We start from the raw sequence: 17603 nt of genomic DNA, 5'->3' as shown, positions 1-17603 counted from the left end.
TGGTACGTTTGTTATTATATGTTAGATTTATTATAAAAGCAAGCATTTTTTTTGGCTAAAGTCGCCGAATTTCGTGTTAAATGGTATGACTAAAAGACATAACATTATGAATTATATAACTCATAATAAAAAGTGATGAGTTGGTCAGTAATTTTTATAAAACTTGTTGAGAGAAGAATATACAGTTATTTACTGGGATTGTCGGTGTTTTATAATAGGAATATAGGTAAGAGTTAGCAATATATCTATATTGAAGATAATCGGTATAGATATGCAAGATTAAAAAGTTTAATCAAAGTTGTTGAAAGATAATATCAATTAGTATAATTAGTGTATTTATCTTATTAGATATAGACTGCTTTCACAAGGTTTTTAGAAGATATTGTATAGGTTTTGAAAATTTTATATAAAGCATTCTATAGAGCGGGAAGACTGCTGTATATGTATGACTTTTATCACACCTATAAAATAGAATGATTACGGAATAAATCATGAAAAAATACTCGCAGGATGGCCTTAATATATGTAGAATTATGCGTGAAAATAATTCTCAAAACCTTGGAAAGCATTGAGAAAACTGTATAGGTAGGGCGTTGAATCCCCCTATATTGTGTGCTACGATTTATGTATAGAGTTAATCTCAATCGGTTTGAGATGGATATTCTCTCATATGCTTGAGAAATGTAATTCATCTCATCGGTATTAGAATTAATATTCAACTATTTTCCTGAGGAGGGATTATCTTGCGCGAGATTCAAGTATCTGAAATCACAAAAACAGTCCGTCAAATGTGTATGGACGCAGCTTACCACTTGCCAAAAGACATCTATGAAGGTTTGAAAAAAGGCCGTGAAACAGAAGAGTCTCCGGTAGGTTGTATCGTTCTCGATCAAATCATCAAAAATGCAGAAATTGCCGATGCTGAAGATCGTCCTTACTGCCAAGATACCGGTATGACAATGGTATTCTTAAAAGTTGGTCAAGATGTTCATTTCGTTGGTGGTGACCTTACAGAAGCTATCAATGCTGGTGTTGCAGCCGGTTATGTTGAAGGGTACCTTCGTAAATCCGTTGTAGCTGAACCGTTGTTCAACCGCAAAAATACACAAAATAACACACCTGCTATCATCTACACTGAAATCGTTCCTGGCGATAAAGTAGATATTCAAGTAGAGTTAAAGGGTTTCGGTTCTGAAAATAAATCCGATGTAGCTATGCTCGTACCTGCTGATGGCGTGGAAGGCGTTAAAAATGCAGTTCTTGAAATCGTAAAACATGCAGGTCCTAACCCATGCCCTCCAATCGTACTCGGTATAGGTATTGGCGGTACTATGGACCAGGCAGCTGTTATGTCCAAAAAAGCGTTGCTTCGTGACATTAGCGTACCTCATAAAGATGCAGACTATGCAAAATTGGAAGAAGAAATTATGGAAATGGTTAACAAGACCGGTATTGGACCACAATTGGGCGGCACTACAACTTGTATCGGTGTAAACATCGAATGGGGTGCAACTCATATCGCAGGTCTTCCTGTTGCAGTTACTATCATGTGCCATGCTGCTCGTCATGCTCACGTAGTACTTTAATCGATAGGAGGTAAAAACAATGGCTGAATCAATTCGCATTAATACTGAAGAATATAATGAAGAGTTTTCCCGCAAATTAAAAGTTGGTGATAGCGTTCTTATCACCGGTAAAATTTACTCCGCTCGTGATGCTGCTCATAAAGTTATGACTGAAGCTTTAGCGCGTGGTGAAAAATTGCCAATCGACTGGACAAATAAATTCGTTTATTATCTTGGACCAACACCTGCAAAACCTGGTGATCCAATCGGTTCCGCTGGTCCTACAACTTCCGGCCGTATGGATGCTTACACACCGACTATGCTTGATCAAGGTATCAAAGGCATGATCGGTAAAGGTTCCCGCAAACCAGAAGTAGTTGAATCCATGAAGAAAAACGGCTGCACATACTTCGCAGCAGTGGGTGGCGCTGCAGCATTGATTGCAAAATCCATCAAAAAATATGAAGTACTTGCTTATGGTGAACTTGGCCCAGAAGCTTTGGCTGAATTGACTGTTGAAGATTTCCCTTGCATCGTAGTCGGCGATACTGAAGGTAACAACTTCTACGAATTAGGTCAAAAACCTTACAGAAAAATCTAATCGTCGCCACTGAGCGATTGAAAGAGGCTTGCTTTAGCGAGCCTCTTTTTTGTTGCCTTTAAATGTCTCCGGCGGTATAGGGCGATACTTTCAAGATTTATACGGTATTATCATGCGATGTTCACCTCAAATGTGTAGAGTATAGTCTATCGAATCTATCGATTTTGTGATAACATACATTATAGATTTTATATATTCATTATCGAGTGAGGCGATGATATGAGTTCCTTAGAAGATATCCGTCAGTCTGTCCGTGTGGCGATGATTGAGTTGTTAGATTTAGCAAAGATTCATGCGGGGCAATTATTTGTTGTCGGTTGCTCCACCAGTGAAATTATGGGCAAAAAAATAGGCACTGATTCCCACGTTGATGTGGCTCATGCCGTATTTGATGAAATATATGATGCCGTTAAGGCTCGTGGGCTTAATTTAGCGGTTCAATGTTGTGAGCATATTAATCGCGCTCTGGTGATGGAGCGTGGAGCCGTTACATGGGAGGAAGAGGTGAATGTGGTTCCTCAGCTGCATGCCGGCGGTGCTATGGCGGTGAGGGCCTATGAACAGTTCACAAATCCTGTGGTGGTTGAGTTTATTAAAGCCGATGCAGGTATAGATATCGGCGATACTTTTATCGGTATGCATATGAAACATGTGACAGTGCCGGTGCGTCTCAGTATTAAGGAGATCGGTTCCGCTCATGTGACCGCGTGTCGTGTTCGTCCTAAGAGCATTGGGGGCGGACGTGCTGTATATAATGAAACGTTGATGTAGGGGGAGAGTTATGTCAAGCGTAGTACCTTATTTTGTTTTGACCATTGTGGCATTGGGCTTTTTTGCGGTTTGTTACGCCGTATTTAATCGTGGTGATGGTAAAAGTCAAACACGTGATACGAAGCGCGACACACGTGTTCGTCATACGCGGCATAATACGAATACAGGTCATGGCAGTAAAGCATATCCGGAAATACCATTTTTAAATAAGGAACCCGGTGCGGATTCTTATCAGCGTGAACCTCAGTATGATATTCCGCTTCAAAATAATGGTTCCGGTGTAGATACGTATCAACATGAGTCTTTGCAGGATACGTCGTTTCATAGCGACAGTCATAATGCAGACAGATATCAAGATGAGTATTCTCGCGTTCCGTCCCCTCAAAATCAACAATTTAATGTAGACGACAATCAAGAGGCGTTGGCTCAGGATACACAACCTCAAAATGAATATGCTCTTGCCCTTGTGGATTCTCGTGAAAGCGATTTGATTCCTGATGAGTATGTCGCTTATAAAACATCATTAAAACTAGGTGATCCGGAGCGTGAGGATACATCGGCTACATCAGATGTGCCTGATACACAGGATGCAGCTGATTCTCCGGAACAGTCGGTTGTACCGAATTTGCAGGCTACATCAGATACAATTATTCTTGATGCTGTTACGGATGAAATGCGTCAGCAATCTGAAGGTGTTGAGGATACGATTGCCATGGGTGAATCCCTGGAAGCCCTTGCGGCGGATAAAGAGGAAGCTATTGACGCCACACAGATGATCGGCGGCGTTATAAAGGAAAAGCGGAATGATCAGGAACAGGCCGCACCTCAGGCGTTATCCGCCTTGGAAGAAACACGCCTCTTTGATGCTGCGGAAATCAATGAGCAGCTGGCTGCTACTGAACGGTTACATGAAGAGTCATCCTCTCATGCTGTACCGCAAATAGATTACGAAGATAAGTATCTTGAAATGGCGATGGCTCCTTTTACTCATGCCTTTGGTGTTTTGTCCGGTGACACGCATCAGTATGTTGAATCTATCACACGGGATGCATTGGCGGCGCTCAACGTTACAACTGTGGCGGAGGTCAATGTATTATTGGATAATATCGTCATCCAAGAGGCGTTGATGAGTATGCAGAAAGCCTATGCGGGTACGACGACGGAGTGGATGAAATCCGCCGCATTGGGCGCGTTTCTCGATGTGGTACAGTCTCCGAAGTCCAGCACACCTTATTTAGTGGCATTTGATGCGTTGCGCGTGTTACCGCATATGACATTGGGGCACTTTCAGGTGATGGCCTTAACTTTGCTGTTACAGTATTCTCGTAATTCAAATAACTATGGGCTCATTCACTTTCAACATTATGTGGAAAAATATATTGAGCCGTTTATTTCCGATTTGCCTCAAAATCCGTCGTTTTATCGTCAGCTGGAGTATCTCCGCTGTACGCAGGAGGAACGTGAATCGATTACATTGGCTCAGGTGTTGTCGAACTCGTATCCGTTTGTATTTAACTATCGCGGTTTTACCAAGGAGGAATTGTTCCGAGCTACGGACGGGCATGGTGTTGATCCGCGGTATGTGGTGCGCAGCTTGAATTCCAATCTGTATAAACTGGCCCTTGTTGATGAAGCGATGGCACCGCGATTCTTTAGAGAAACGCGTATTTCTAACTTCATGGTACAGCGCGATCTGATCGCTCTTATGAAGAGTAAGCCTACCGCATTTGCAGGGCAGGAAGCGCGCGATATCATGGATGATATTTCACCGGTACTTCTCGATTTGGCGGATGTATTTGATAATACTCCGATGTCGTCCATCAGCTTGACTTTATTAGGTCTTTATTTGGGACGCGCTCATGTGAAAGCAACCATCGGTGAAGAATTTGATTTGTCTCATTGGTTCTGACAGATTTTGGATTGTAAAGAAAAGCCTCACCCGGTCGATATGACGGGTGAGGCTTTATCAATTATAATCCGTTAAATCCGAACTCTTCGATTTCATCGATGTTTTTTAAGGTTACATTGCGGCCTGTAATATCTATGATGCCTTCATTACGCAGGCGGCCCAGTTCACGGCTGAGAGCAGTACGGGATACGTTGAGAACCTCCGCCATCTGTTCGCGATTATGAGGGAGGTGGATTGTCGTAGACTGCTGACGGTTATACAGATCTGTGAAATACGCGAATATTTTTTCTCGCATTCCCTTTAATGTGAGATAGTGAACCTTTCTTGTGAGAAGGATTGCTTTTTCAGATAAGTCCTGTAACAGGTTTGACAGGATTTTCGTCTGACACTGGTGACAGTCCGGCAAGGTTTCGATGAATGTTTCTAACGGAATAAACATGATTTTTGTTGCTTTCACAGCCTTGATCGTAGCAGGCCAGAGCGGATGTTTGCTGAATAGCAGAGCCTCGCCGAAGATGGCGGATTCGTCGAGGTTCGCCATGATGACACGTTGGCCCATCACGTTTTCCCGTGTTAAGAGCGTACTGCCTTCGAGAATAACGCCGATACCCTCCATCGGATCGCCGGAGAGGGCGACAAATTCATTTTTCTTGTAGCTGTGTACGATAACCTTTGCGTTGTTCAAGTAGCTGCGCAATTCCGTTTCCCCTAAGTTGTTGAAGAGTGGACATTGTGTGAGGATAGGCATGTATTGGTTGATAATATCGTTTGAAAGTATTTGTTTCATAAGCGCCTCCTGTGTGATAAATCGTATATGTAATCCTAAATAGGTTTTGTATAATCATAATATGGGGACTGATGTCCGACCTGTTCCGTAAGGGGAGTCAGGTAAATTTTTTCAAAAAAGTTTTTATTTGTTGCTCAAGCTACAGAAATTGTATCACCTTTAGGATATACTTTGCAATGTAATCAATCGGATATCCGATAATTATCGGTATATCGTACAGGTTTTATAGATTTTAAGCTTGACCGCGAGAAAGTCTCGCAAAGGAGGATTTTCAATGAGTATGTTCTGTTATCAATGTGAACAATCAGCAGCACCGGGTGGCTGTACAGTACAAGGTGTATGTGGTAAAACTGCACCGGTTGCAAACAAACAAGACGAATTAACTGCAGCTTTGGTGGGCTTGGCTCGTGCGTTAGACGTAAAAGGTCACACTAAAGAAGGTATCGATTATATTATGCGCGGTTTGTTCATGTGCGTAACAAACGTGAACTTCTCTGAAGACCGCGTTCAAGAATTCATTGACGAAGTGAATGCTTATCATGCGAAAGTGGACAGCGTTCAACAAAATTTCGATTGGGAACAATTGTGGAAGGGTGAAGAAGACATCGTATCCCTTCGCTCCACATTATTGTTAGGTATGCGCGGTATGGCTGCATACGCATGGCATGCTGCTCGCCTTGGCTTCCACGATGCTGATGTTGACGCTTGGTTCGTTAAAGGCATGGTGGAATTCGCTAAAGATCACAGCGCTGAAGAATGGCTTGATCTTTTGATGGAATTCGGTCATATCAACTTGAAATGTATGGCTGTTCTTGATAAAGCTAATACTGAAACATATGGTACACCTGTACCGACTACAGTTCCTTTGACTGTAGAACCGGGTCCTTTCATCGTTGTAACCGGTCATGACCTTCATGATTTGAAACAATTATTGGAACAAACTGACGGTAAAGGTGTGAATATCTATACTCACGGTGAAATGTTGCCTTGCCACGCTTATCCTGAATTGAAGAAACATCCTCAATTGAAAGGTAATTTCGGTACAGCATGGCAAAATCAACAAAAAGAATTTGTTGACGTTCCTGGCGCATTCTTGTTCACTACAAACTGCATTATGCCACCAAAAGAAAACTACAAAGCTAATATCTTCACTACAGATATGGTAGGTTTCGACGGCTGTGCACACGTGGAAGAAAAAGAAGACGGCACTAAAGACTTCTCCGCAGTTATCAACCGCGCTATCGAATTGGGCGGCTACAAAGAAGCTCAACACTTCACAGGAATCAACGGCGGTCATGAAGTAACCACTGGTTTCGGTCATGGTACAGTATTGGGGATTGCTGATAAAGTAATCGATGCTGTAAAAGCCGGTGCTATTAAACACTTCTTCTTGGTAGGTGGTTGTGACGGTGCTAAAGTTGGCCGTAACTACTACACTGAATTCGTAAAACAGACTCCAGATGATACTGTAGTATTGACATTGGCTTGTGGTAAATTCCGTTTCAACGACCTTAACATCGGTGAAATCGGAGGTATCCCTCGTATCCTTGATATGGGTCAATGTAACGATGCTTACTCCGCTATTCAAGTAGCAGTAGCCTTGGCCGGTGCATTTGAATGTGACGTAAACGACTTGCCATTAACTTTGGTATTGTCCTGGTACGAACAAAAAGCGGTATGTATCTTGTTGACATTGTTGGCATTGGGTATCCGTAACATTTACATCGGACCTTCTTTGCCTAAATTCTTCTCCAGCAATGTATTGAACATTTTGGTAGAAAAATTCCAATTGCATCCAATTACAACTCCGGAAGCTGATATGAAAGCTATCTTGGGCTAATCGGATCTATTAACTAGGTAACTGCAGTCCTATTTCCCCTCTCTTTTATGATTTAGGACTGTTGTTATATATATGGCGCACCCTGGGCATCTCTCCCGGGGTGTGTTTTTTTATTCCTGTGAAAGTTATCTGTTAGTGGTATGTATATTGATGGAGCCCAGATTTCATTACTACATTTTAATTAAAAAGGAAGGACTATACTTCTTTGCTCCTCGTGACCTGATGTCGCTGCATAAGTATAGTCCTTCCTTTTTATAACTGTAGATGTGAAGGTGTCCCATCAATATATGATCCTTCCAAGATAACTTTCACAAGAATAAAGAGAGTCTATTGAAGACGTACAAATATGCCGCCGATGTACATATAGACAGTCCTGTAATTTCATTGTTATACTATAGATGAATAAGGATAATTGCTGTTAATTCCTGTGTTTTCGTGGAATTATAGATGACGTTTTCATTCATGGTTATATGAAAATGGTACGGTATGGTAATTATCGTTGTACATTGTTTTGTATATCTACTATAGAGGCGATTATGAATAGTATTTTTGATATTATAGGGCCCGTGATGATCGGGCCGTCCAGTTCGCATACGGCAGGGGCCGCGCGGCTGGGGAAGATGGCGCGCTGCATATTCAGGTCTACGCCGAAGAGGGTGGACCTCACATTATACGGTTCCTTCGCTAAGACGTACAAGGGGCATGGTACGGATAAGGCGCTCTTAGGCGGCTTATTGGGCTTTAAGGAGGATGATGCGAATATTCGCATTGCCGATACAATGGCGCAGCAGGAGGGCATGGAGTATAAGTTTATTGAATCTCCGCTTGATGTGGGGCATCCGAATGTGGTGCGATTTGATATGTATGATGAGCATAATCGTCATATGGCTGTTGTGGGACGCTCGCTCGGTGGCGGTCAAATCATGATTACCGAAGTGGATGGCAATGATATGTCCATTACGGGGGATGAATTTACGCTCGTCGTATTTCATGAGGATCGTCCCGGTGCTATTTCTCTTGTCAGCCAGGCGCTTAGCGAATCGGATATCAATATTGCGACGATGCGCGTATTCCGCAAGGGCAGACATAAGGATGCGGTTATGGTTATTACTACGGATACCGTGGTCAATCCCATTACGGTTCAGTTTATGCGCGAGTGTCCCGGTATTCAGGATGTCATGACCTTTGAGGCGTTATAGGAGAGCGAATTATGAGTTATGCATATGATACAGTTGCAGATATTATTCGCCTGGCGGAGGAGAATAAGATTTCCTTTGGTGAAGTGGTACTGCGTAATGAATTGGAAAATTACGACCGCACAGAGTCGGATGTGTTCAATGAAATTGAACGTCGCCTGGATATTTTTGAAGAATCTATTCAAGCCGGATTATCTTATACCGAAAAAACGACATCCGGAATGTCCGGTGGTCAGGCGGCTCATCTGAATGGACAAAAGCCCCGCTTTATGAGCGAGATTGCGTATAAGGCGATGACCTATGCCATTGCCGTTAACGAGGCGAATGCGAAAATGTTTCGCATTGTCGCGTGTCCTACGGCCGGATCCTGCGGCGTTATGCCCGGTGCGGTGAAAGCCATAGTTGAGCACTATAAATTGGATAAGGTTACGGTGATAAAGGGCTTTTTAGCGGCGTCAGGCATCGGAAATGTGGTGGCAAACCGCGCCTGTGTGGCCGGTGCCGTTGGCGGATGTCAGGCGGAAATCGGTACTGCTGCGTGTATGGCGGCCGGTGCCATCGTGGAAATGATGGGCGGTACACCGCGTCAAGTGGGGGATGCGGTTGCTTTGTGCATGAAAAATTTATTGGGCCTTGCCTGTGACCCTGTAGCGGGACTTGTAGAGGTGCCGTGCGTAAAACGTAACGGTTTCTATGCGGTCCATGCTATTACCGCTGCGGAAATGGCTTTAGCAGGTATTGAAAGCCAGATTCCGCCGGATGAAGTTATCGAAACAATGAATAATATCGGTCGCGCTATGCCTGTAGCATTGCGAGAAACGAGCGATGGCGGTCTTGCGATAACACCGACGGGACTGGCAATTACAAAACGGGTGCAATCCTTATAAGGGTTGCATCTTTTTTCATGCCTCCATTTGTAGTAAAATAAAGGTTAGACTAGCGTGGAAAGGAGGGCGTCAGATGGAACAGGCGAAACGCATATTGTCCATATTGGAAGATGCCGGCTATGAAGCTTATATCATAGGCGGTGCTGTTCGCGATGTATTGTTACATCGTGAACCTCATGATATAGACATTGTTACATCTGCACGCCCCGATGCGGTTATCGATACATTGCGCAGTCATGATGTGCAGACGACAGACCTCGTAGGAAAGTCTTTTGGGGTCGTCGTGGCCACTGTCGGTGAGGCGCATTATGAAATTGCGACATTCAGAAAAGAGCGATACGGTACAGACAGTCATCGACCCGAGGAAATCACCTATGCGAATACCCTTGAAGAAGATGTGGCACGGCGTGATTTTACGGTGAACGGTATGGCCATGAACCGGCATGGTGAAATCATTGACCTTGTCGGAGGCCGTCGAGACATTAAACATAAAACATTGCGTACCATCGGCAATCCTGTGGAGCGGTTCGAAGAAGATGCGTTACGACTTTTTCGGGCCTGCCGTTTCGTGGCAAAGCTCGATTTTCTGCCGACCAAGGAGTTACTGGATGCAATGCCGAAGGCGTTTCATCGTGTGTCGGGGTTATCACTGGACCGGGTCCGAGGTGAACTGGACCGACTCATGCTGGAGCCGGCTGTGGCGAAGGGCTTGGATGTGCTCGTTCAATCACGTCTTGCCGAATGCTCGTGTCGCGTTGTGGAAAATGGTGTGGCGAGAGAAGTACCGATTTTGCCTGAATTGTATCACTTGGTGAATCTTCCTCAAGAAAAGGACTTTCACGAGTTCGACGGTTGGTATCATACATTGGCCGTTGTTGCCCATACGGAGCCGGATTTAACGGTCCGTTGGGGGGCCTTGCTGCATGATGTGGCAAAGGGAATGCCTATGATTCGCGCCGTTCATAATGGGCGGCTCACAGATCGCGGTCATGATACATTAGGTGCCGAGATGACGGAGACCATATTAACCCGGTTGGGTTATTCTAAAAATTTTGTGCGCCGTGTTGCGTGGATTGTAAAGAATCACATGCGCTTTCACTATTTTGCTCAGAACGGTGATGCGGATGAACGAAAGTGGATCCGCAAGGAAGCGCGAAGCGGTGAATTTAGGGATAGTCAAATTATGCGTGAGGCCTGGGAACAGCTGGCCAAGGTGTGCGCCGCTGATGTATTGGGCTGCGGAAAGCCTAATGCGGCGACGGACGGCACATTGGCGTTTGGTGAATGCATGGCGGATTTGAGCTTATCCATGCCTGTACATACTAAGGACCTGAATTATGATGAACGGGTGATTGAATTGGCGGGAAAGCGGGCCGGAGAAGGCTTGCAGTATCTGTTGCAACAGGTGCAGAACGGTGTTATTCCGAATGAGCCTGATGCTCTATATAACGCCTTGGATCGTAAACTGCGCCGTCCATTGGAGAAATGATGAATATAGTAGAAAAAATATTGAAACGAATGAGTGGCTGGAACAGAACGACATGTTGTCTGGCGATTCTCATGGGGGTGGCCTTCGCACTCGTAGGCCGACTGGCACAACTACAAATTTTTGATACCTTTGATTTGCAGGCAAAGAATTTGTCGCAGGTACAGGTGGATAGAAAACTGCAATCGCCGCGTGGCACCATTTATGATCGCAATGGCAAACCGCTGGCCATGAGCGTGGTGACAAAATCCTTATATGCGGATCCGAAAATGATCAAGCAATCGCCGCAGGAAATCGCGGAACTGATTGCGCCGCATGTGATGATGTCCGAATCGGATATTGTAAAAGCATTGCAGGAGGATTCCGCATTCGTCTGGCTTGACCGGATGATGGAACCGGAGCACTCCAAGGCGGTGGCGAAGATCATTAAGGATAACAATATTGTGGGGCTCAACTTTGTAGAAGAGTCCAAACGATATTATCCGAACGGTATCCTGGCGGCTCAGATTCTCGGCTTTGTCGGTACTGATGATAAAGGTCTGGACGGCCTTGAAATGGTGCTGGACGATGAACTGAAGGGCGGAGTTCAGCAGGAAATCGTTGCAACGGATAACAAGGGAAACGCTATTTTCGGCTCCGTATTATCCAAGTTTTTACCTGATAAGGGTAAAAGTATAACATTGACGATTGATGCTACGATTCAGTTTATGGCGGAACGAGCTTTGGATAAGGCCATGGCCGATACGGGGGCGAAGCACGCCAGCGTCATCGTTATGGATCCGAAGACCGGTGAAATTCTAGCCATGGCAAACCGTCCGACCTATGATCCTAATCATTACAATCAGGGAACGGAAGAAGACTTTAAAAATATCGCCGTTACGAACTTGTATGAACCGGGTTCCACGTTTAAGCCGATTATCGCGTCTGCCGCATTGGCTTCCGGTAAATGGGAGCTCGATAAGGTGTACAACGATAAAGGTGCCTTTTTAGCCAATGGACATATCATTCGCAACTGGAATGGTGAAGGCTATGGTCAGGTACGCCTTTTGGATATCCTGAAATATTCCATCAATACGGGGATGGCGGAAGTCGGTACGACAACCGGTGCCGAAATCCTCTCAAAATATGTTCGCGATTATGGGTTCGGTTCCACTACAGGCATTGAATTGCCCGGAGAAGGGGAAGGTATTTTATATGATCCTCAGGATATGAGTAAACTCGACGTGGCGACGATGTCTATCGGTCAAGGTGTAGCGGTAACGCCGCTTCAAATGGTGCGTGCCTTCGGGGCCATTTCCAACGGGGGCACCATGATGAAACCTCACATCATCAAGTCCTACAGCAATGCTCAGGGCGAGGTGACGAGTACGACGGAGCCCACTACCGTAGGTCAACCGATTCCGACTGAAACGGCGAAAACCATCGTGGATATACTGGAAAAAGAAGTCTCCGAGGGGGGCGGTACGAAAGCGATGGTTGAAGGGTATCATTTCGGCGGTAAGACGGGGACAGCCGAAAAACTGGATACGAAAAACGGCGGTTATCTGGATGGACAATATATTGCGTCCTTTATCGGTTTCGGCCCTGTAGAAGATCCTAAATTCGTAGTCCTCGTAGCCATTGATGATCCGAAAAAAGGTTCTATTTACGGCGGGCAAATTGCGGCGCCGGTATTTAAGAACATCATGGCGCAGCTCGTGCGATATTATCAGATCAGTCCTTATGTCAAGGATGGTGCTGAAGTAGCATCCGTACCGAGCATTTCGTTGCCGCCGGTGAATCCGTCCGGTGACGGTTCTATGGTATTGCCTAATTTCGGGGGCTTTACATATGGCGAAGTGCGCGACTGGCTCCATAAGGCCGGACTTGCATTTAAGCCGGACGGTACGGGTATCGCGGTTTCTCAGGATGAAAGTCCCGGTTCTACCGTCAAAGCGGGCGATGCTATTATAGTTCATTTTAGTCGCTAATAGTTTAGCGGTAATTTTGTTAGAGCCTTTGAAATGGAGATAGTTATGATTGAATTACGTGGTAAGGCGGTGGCCGATGCCCATAAGACGGCATTGCAGAATAAAATCGCAGCGGTTGGTGATGCGGTGATTACCATGGCGGTATTACTTGTCGGAAATGATCACGGTGCTCACATGTATGCCACATTCATGGAAAAAACGGCGAAGAATTTCGGATACGGATTTGTGCTGAGAGAATTACCCGAAACAGCCTCTCATGATGAAGTGGTGACGGTATTACGGGAACTGAATGATGATGACACCGTTCACGGCATTTTGCCGTTGATGCCGATGCCGAAACATATCGATACGGAAGCGCTCATCGATGCGCTTGACCCTAAAAAGGATATCGACGGCCTCACTACGTATAATATCGGACTCGTAACGGCCGGCAAGGGCGGTTTTGCACCGTGTACCGCAAAGGCGTGTATGGCGATTCTGGATCACTATGATATTTCTGTAGAAGGAAAACATGTGGTCGTTGTAGGACGCAGCCAGGTTATCGGTAAGCCCGTAGCGTTCATGACCCTCGCGGCACACGGCACCGTCACGATTTGCCATTCCAGGACTCCGGATCTGGCAAATTATGTAAAACAAGGTGATATCGTTATTGCTGCGGCCGGTCGACCTCATATGATTACTGCGGATATGATTAAGCCTGGAGCCGTAGTTATCGATGTAGGTATCAATGAATTGAACGGGAAAACGGTGGGCGATGTGGATTATGATGCGGTGAAGGATATTGCTTCGGCCATCACTCCGGTGCCGGGCGGTGTCGGATCCGTTACGACAACGATGATGCTCGAGGCTGTATACGAGGCATATCATGCATGAAATGTCCATAGCTGAAGGCATCCTCGATATTGCCCTTGATACATTGCGACAGCATGAGGCGAAAGTCGTTCATTCTGTGCAACTTGATCTAGGCCTTATGAGCGGTGTCGAGCCGGATGCATTGCTGTTCTGTTGGGATGCGGTAACGAAAAATACTCCTGCAGAAGGGTCTCGTATTGAAATTAATACCATTCCTATTGAAGGAAGGTGTTTGGATTGTGACCGTCACTTTCACGTGGCGGATTATAAATTTATCTGTCCCTATTGTGACAGTCATTTTGTACAAACCGTAGGAGGTCGTGAATTACAGGTGACCTCTATGGATATAGATTGAGAGAAAGGAAGGCCATGCAAGTTCAAGTTAAAACGGATGTACTGGCGAAAAATGATGCCATTGCAGAGTCCTTACAACAGCTGTTTAAGGAAAAGAACATATTTGTATTTAATCTGCTGGGCTCTCCGGGGTCGGGCAAGACCTCTCTTTTAGAGGCGACGTTACAGGACCTTGCTAAAGATTATCGTCTTGCCGTTATTGAAGGCGATCTGTTCACCGCTAAAGATGCGGAACGAATCCACGCACTGGGTGTACCGGTTATTCAAATTAATACGGTAGGCGGTTGTCATCTGGATGCGAAAATGATTCAAGATGCATTGGGGGACTTGAATCTGGATGACCTCGATATGATTATCATAGAAAATGTAGGTAATCTTGTGTGCCCGGCGGAATTTGATATCGGTGAAAGTATGAAGGTCACTGTTCTATCCGTTACGGAAGGAGAGGATAAACCTCTCAAATATCCGTTGATTTTTAAAGAGTCGAAAGCGATTTTACTGAATAAGATTGATTTGTTGCCGTATATACCGTTTAAAAAGGATAAGGCTTTACAGGATATACGGAACTTGAATCCCGCAGGGGAAATTTTTGAAGTGAGTTGCACTGCTCGCGATGGGCTAGAACCATGGCTCTCGTGGTTGCGTGCACAGTTGGAGAATAATCGATGAACCATTCTATGAAGCGTCGCATTGCGGCAACACTTTTGATAGGACTATCTGCAACCGGCATCGGATATGCGGAGGAACCTGCTGCTACAAAGACTATGCCCGTGGCAACTACGAAAAGTCCGGAACAGTCCAAAACGGGCTGGCTTGCGGAACAGATGGCCGTTACAGATTTCGGTGATTCTATTCAGTATTGGCAGGCGGCCAGTGAAAATGAGGGGCCTTTGCCGAGTGTGACAAAGAATAACCTGGCTGACATCGGTAAGTCCTATACGGCTAATAATTTACCGGCTCTCGGCGATACGGCGGATGATTATGCGATTGAAGGATACCGTTTGGGTGATCACTTTACAGCTCCTAAAGATGTGGAACGCACTTCCGTGCGGGATAATTTCACCACCTATTTCATGAAGGATTTTGATGTTACCGTTTATACGGGTCCTGCAAAGGAACGATTGGTAGACAATCAGTTGCGGGGACAAGGGGCTAATTACTTCTTTGAACCGAATACCATTACTAATATTCATAGTACGAAAAAGGGCACCGCTACTGTACGCGATATCGGTCCGGGCAGCACGCGTATGGAACTCGTTTTTGCTTATGGCAGTCCCAATGCGATGTGGCGTGACCAAAAGAATGAGACCTATATTTTCCTATATGAAGGTCATGAGGAAAATTCATGGGACCAAAAAAAGGAGTTTACCACCTCTGTAGAGAATACAAATAATAATAGCCAAAAAAAATCCATGTTAGATGATCGTAAAAACTATATCGCTTTTACCATCAAAAACAATACGGTGGAGGCTGTCGATTTTATTTCCGGACAGGTATGGCCTCGTTTCGGATTACCTAAAGCGCCTGTATATAATTTCGAGGCGGGAAAATTGACGGCTGATGACTTTGTACTGCGCGGCTTTCAGTTGAACGATCATTTCGTCAATGATCCGAATAATGAATGGAAGACGCAAGGTATGTTGTTCGGTTCCACCTTTATCGGCTATAACGAATACGGTGTCAGCGTTGATAAAAATTCCTTGATCAATCGGGTGTTACTCAATATTTATACGCCTACTCGTCGCGGTATCGCGATGGGGGATACAAAATATCTATTGCTCTTTGTTTACGGGATGCCGACACGTATCGTTGAATCTACAACGAATACAGGCACTGCTACCGTATACGAATATAAAAATCCGGCGGCAAGCAATTCTTACCTACAGTTTGCCCTAGATGATAAAAACCAATATATCAAATCCGTTATGTTATCTGACCGTCCTGTTAAATAGAGACGGTCACAGCGAGGAGGCAAGGGATATGGTTACTGTTCAAGATGTAAAGGAACGATGGGAACAAATTCAAGGTGACGATGAACGCATACTGTTTATCGTCGGGGGCCCCGGATCCGGTAAAAGTTTGCTAATTCGTGAGTTATCTGAACAAAAGGGTTGGAAATATCTGGAAGCGAAACAATTGATCGAAGAGGAATTTCTGTTGGTTCCTCGTGATGAACGTCCGAAGCTTGCCGAGGAGGCCGTTCGTCGCGCCCTCAGCCGCAGCGATACTGAGGTCGTATTATTGGACGGAATTAATGTGTTCTTCGCACCGATTTTAAACTTACAACCTTTTGAACTATTGAAAACTATCAGTAAAACATATCCTATTGTTGTCGGTTGGAGAGGTCATCTTGAAGGCGACAAATTGTATTTGGAACATAATAATGATCCGAAACATGATTCCGTAACGGTTACACATCCGAGTCATGTCTTGGAAATCGATTAATCGGACCAGAATTGATCATAAATTATGTAATCGGAATCAATTTTAATCTGTATTATATTTAATTATGATAGAGAAGCACTTTTGTTGAATTTTAGCGATTCTTTCAACCGAAGTGCTTTTTCAATAATTTTTGATAAAATGCTTGCATAGGTCATGGTTTCATGATATTATGATTAAGCACAAAGAGGCACCTTGGTAAACAGGATTAATTTATCAAAAAAATCTTGACACTGAGTGCGACGGATGATAGAATACATCTTGTCGTGAAAATGCTGGCGTAGCTCAATAGGTAGAGCAGCTGACTTGTAATCAGCAGGTTGTGGGTTCAATTCCTATCGCCAGCTCCATTTTATTTCGGAGGGATTCCCGAGCGGCCAAAGGGAGCAGACTGTAAATCTGCCGTCTTCGACTTCGAAGGTTCGAATCCTTCTCCCTCCACCAGTTATAGCGGGGTGGAGCAGTTGGTAGCTCGTCGGGCTCATAACCCGAAGGTCGCAGGTTCAAGTCCTGTCCCCGCAACCATGTTTTTACAGTGACGTGAACGTTCATTGTGCTGGTGTAGCTCAGTCGGCAGAGCGTATCCTTGGTAAGGATAAGGTCACCGGTTCAATCCCGGTCACTAGCTCCACATATGGCGGCATAGCTCAGTTGGCTAGAGCAATCGGTTCATACCCGGTGTGTCCGCGGTTCAAATCCGTGTGCCGCCACCATATACCCTCACCTGGTGAGGATTTTTTTATATCCCAATTTAATACATCTATGCTTTTGCCTGTGATGAGTGAATCAGGTGAAAGCATTTTTTGTTTATCAAGCTTTATAGATTATGATATAATACTTTGTAAGGATGTTAATTCCGTTGATTAAATTAGTTTAATATATTATATTAATATTAGAATGTAATTTGTTTTTGTGAAGGAGGATACAATCCTAAATGGCAAAA

15 protein-coding genes and 5 tRNA genes are annotated in these 17603 nt (G+C 44.7%); 19 read left to right on the top strand and 1 reads right to left on the bottom strand.

Going from position 1 to position 17603, the window contains the following annotated elements; genetic code table 11:
* Positions 1-743 precede the first annotated feature (743 nt).
* From HMPREF1521_RS00135 to HMPREF1521_RS00120, 4 genes are all read left to right on the top strand, one after another.
* Positions 744-1586 (top strand): fumarate hydratase, encoded by an 843-nt coding sequence (locus HMPREF1521_RS00135; protein WP_005377154.1) that lies wholly within the window; start codon positions 744-746, stop codon positions 1584-1586.
* 19 nt (positions 1587-1605) lie between these two features.
* Positions 1606-2166 (top strand): Fe-S-containing hydro-lyase, encoded by a 561-nt coding sequence (locus HMPREF1521_RS00130; protein ID WP_004695073.1) that lies wholly within the window; start codon positions 1606-1608, stop codon positions 2164-2166.
* A 219-nt stretch (positions 2167-2385) separates the two neighbouring features.
* Complete coding sequence (locus HMPREF1521_RS00125; RefSeq protein ID WP_038114351.1) at positions 2386-2937, top strand: TIGR01440 family protein; 552 nt, start codon at positions 2386-2388, stop codon at positions 2935-2937.
* A gap of 10 nt (positions 2938-2947) precedes the next feature.
* Positions 2948-4846 (top strand): LPO_1073/Vpar_1526 family protein, encoded by a 1899-nt coding sequence (locus tag HMPREF1521_RS00120; RefSeq protein ID WP_038114347.1) that lies wholly within the window; start codon positions 2948-2950, stop codon positions 4844-4846.
* A 61-nt stretch (positions 4847-4907) separates the two neighbouring features.
* Here HMPREF1521_RS00120 and HMPREF1521_RS00115 read toward each other — a convergent pair whose 3' ends face one another.
* Positions 4908-5633, bottom strand: coding sequence for a Crp/Fnr family transcriptional regulator (locus tag HMPREF1521_RS00115; protein WP_038114344.1), 726 nt, complete (start codon positions 5631-5633; stop codon positions 4908-4910).
* A 274-nt stretch (positions 5634-5907) separates the two neighbouring features.
* Between HMPREF1521_RS00115 and hcp the strand changes: the two genes are divergently transcribed.
* From hcp to HMPREF1521_RS00040, 15 genes are all read left to right on the top strand, one after another.
* On the top strand, positions 5908-7473 hold the full coding sequence (gene hcp, locus HMPREF1521_RS00110; protein ID WP_038114343.1) for a hydroxylamine reductase: 1566 nt from the start codon (positions 5908-5910) through the stop codon (positions 7471-7473).
* A gap of 536 nt (positions 7474-8009) precedes the next feature.
* Positions 8010-8672, top strand: coding sequence for an L-serine ammonia-lyase, iron-sulfur-dependent subunit beta (sdaAB, locus tag HMPREF1521_RS00105; protein ID WP_038114339.1), 663 nt, complete (start codon positions 8010-8012; stop codon positions 8670-8672).
* An 11-nt stretch (positions 8673-8683) separates the two neighbouring features.
* Positions 8684-9556 (top strand): L-serine ammonia-lyase, iron-sulfur-dependent, subunit alpha, encoded by an 873-nt coding sequence (gene sdaAA, locus HMPREF1521_RS00100; protein WP_038114336.1) that lies wholly within the window; start codon positions 8684-8686, stop codon positions 9554-9556.
* Between the two features lie 73 nt (positions 9557-9629).
* A complete protein-coding gene (locus HMPREF1521_RS00095) occupies positions 9630-11045 on the top strand; it encodes a CCA tRNA nucleotidyltransferase (protein WP_038114332.1) in 1416 nt (471 codons plus the stop codon).
* Positions 11045-13012, top strand: coding sequence for a penicillin-binding transpeptidase domain-containing protein (locus HMPREF1521_RS00090; protein WP_038114329.1), 1968 nt, complete (start codon positions 11045-11047; stop codon positions 13010-13012). Before HMPREF1521_RS00095 ends, HMPREF1521_RS00090 begins: the two co-directional genes overlap by 1 nt.
* Positions 13013-13057: 45 nt before the next feature.
* Complete coding sequence (locus tag HMPREF1521_RS00085) at positions 13058-13885, top strand: bifunctional 5,10-methylenetetrahydrofolate dehydrogenase/5,10-methenyltetrahydrofolate cyclohydrolase (RefSeq protein WP_038114325.1); 828 nt, start codon at positions 13058-13060, stop codon at positions 13883-13885.
* Positions 13878-14219, top strand: a complete 342-nt coding sequence (gene hypA / locus HMPREF1521_RS00080) for a hydrogenase maturation nickel metallochaperone HypA (RefSeq protein ID WP_038114322.1) — start codon at positions 13878-13880, stop codon at positions 14217-14219. The genes HMPREF1521_RS00085 and hypA overlap by 8 nt, the downstream gene beginning before the upstream one ends.
* Positions 14220-14233: 14 nt before the next feature.
* On the top strand, positions 14234-14887 hold the full coding sequence (hypB, locus tag HMPREF1521_RS00075) for a hydrogenase nickel incorporation protein HypB (RefSeq protein ID WP_038114320.1): 654 nt from the start codon (positions 14234-14236) through the stop codon (positions 14885-14887).
* Positions 14884-16170, top strand: coding sequence for a hypothetical protein (locus tag HMPREF1521_RS00070; protein WP_038114318.1), 1287 nt, complete (start codon positions 14884-14886; stop codon positions 16168-16170). Before hypB ends, HMPREF1521_RS00070 begins: the two co-directional genes overlap by 4 nt.
* A 28-nt stretch (positions 16171-16198) precedes the next feature.
* Entirely contained in the window at positions 16199-16663 is a 465-nt protein-coding gene (gene brxF / locus HMPREF1521_RS00065; RefSeq protein WP_038114316.1) for a BREX-3 system P-loop-containing protein BrxF, read from the top strand.
* 271 nt (positions 16664-16934) lie between these two features.
* Positions 16935-17010 (top strand) — tRNA-Thr (locus HMPREF1521_RS00060).
* Between the two features lie 9 nt (positions 17011-17019).
* Positions 17020-17104 (top strand) — tRNA-Tyr (locus HMPREF1521_RS00055).
* 5 nt (positions 17105-17109) lie between these two features.
* Positions 17110-17185: transfer RNA gene (locus tag HMPREF1521_RS00050), tRNA-Met, on the top strand.
* Between the two features lie 30 nt (positions 17186-17215).
* Positions 17216-17291, top strand: a tRNA-Thr gene (locus HMPREF1521_RS00045).
* A gap of 5 nt (positions 17292-17296) precedes the next feature.
* A tRNA-Met gene (locus HMPREF1521_RS00040) sits at positions 17297-17373 on the top strand.
* Positions 17374-17603: the final 230 nt, after the last annotated feature.

It is taken from the genome of Veillonella sp. AS16, assembly GCF_000517785.1.
GTDB lineage: Bacteria > Bacillota > Negativicutes > Veillonellales > Veillonellaceae > Veillonella > Veillonella denticariosi.
Note: the sequence above shows the minus strand (reverse complement) of the source record. Positions and strands in the feature narration are given on the sequence as shown.

What these genes read in the sequence shown, in the direction of transcription:
- hypA (WP_038114322.1), top strand. Translation starts at nt 13,878, where the DNA reads ATGCATGAAATGTCCATAGCTGAAGGCATCCTCGATATTGCCCTTGAT.
- sdaAB (WP_038114339.1), top strand. Translation starts at nt 8,010, where the DNA reads ATGAATAGTATTTTTGATATTATAGGGCCCGTGATGATCGGGCCGTCC.
- HMPREF1521_RS00130 (WP_004695073.1), top strand. Translation starts at nt 1,606, where the DNA reads ATGGCTGAATCAATTCGCATTAATACTGAAGAATATAATGAAGAGTTT.
- HMPREF1521_RS00115 (WP_038114344.1), bottom strand. Translation starts at nt 5,633, where the DNA reads ATGAAACAAATACTTTCAAACGATATTATCAACCAATACATGCCTATC.
- hypB (WP_038114320.1), top strand. Translation starts at nt 14,234, where the DNA reads ATGCAAGTTCAAGTTAAAACGGATGTACTGGCGAAAAATGATGCCATT.
- HMPREF1521_RS00090 (WP_038114329.1), top strand. Translation starts at nt 11,045, where the DNA reads ATGAATATAGTAGAAAAAATATTGAAACGAATGAGTGGCTGGAACAGA.
- HMPREF1521_RS00085 (WP_038114325.1), top strand. Translation starts at nt 13,058, where the DNA reads ATGATTGAATTACGTGGTAAGGCGGTGGCCGATGCCCATAAGACGGCA.
- HMPREF1521_RS00095 (WP_038114332.1), top strand. Translation starts at nt 9,630, where the DNA reads ATGGAACAGGCGAAACGCATATTGTCCATATTGGAAGATGCCGGCTAT.
- HMPREF1521_RS00070 (WP_038114318.1), top strand. Translation starts at nt 14,884, where the DNA reads ATGAACCATTCTATGAAGCGTCGCATTGCGGCAACACTTTTGATAGGA.
- sdaAA (WP_038114336.1), top strand. Translation starts at nt 8,684, where the DNA reads ATGAGTTATGCATATGATACAGTTGCAGATATTATTCGCCTGGCGGAG.
- brxF (WP_038114316.1), top strand. Translation starts at nt 16,199, where the DNA reads ATGGTTACTGTTCAAGATGTAAAGGAACGATGGGAACAAATTCAAGGT.
- HMPREF1521_RS00125 (WP_038114351.1), top strand. Translation starts at nt 2,386, where the DNA reads ATGAGTTCCTTAGAAGATATCCGTCAGTCTGTCCGTGTGGCGATGATT.
- HMPREF1521_RS00120 (WP_038114347.1), top strand. Translation starts at nt 2,948, where the DNA reads ATGTCAAGCGTAGTACCTTATTTTGTTTTGACCATTGTGGCATTGGGC.
- hcp (WP_038114343.1), top strand. Translation starts at nt 5,908, where the DNA reads ATGAGTATGTTCTGTTATCAATGTGAACAATCAGCAGCACCGGGTGGC.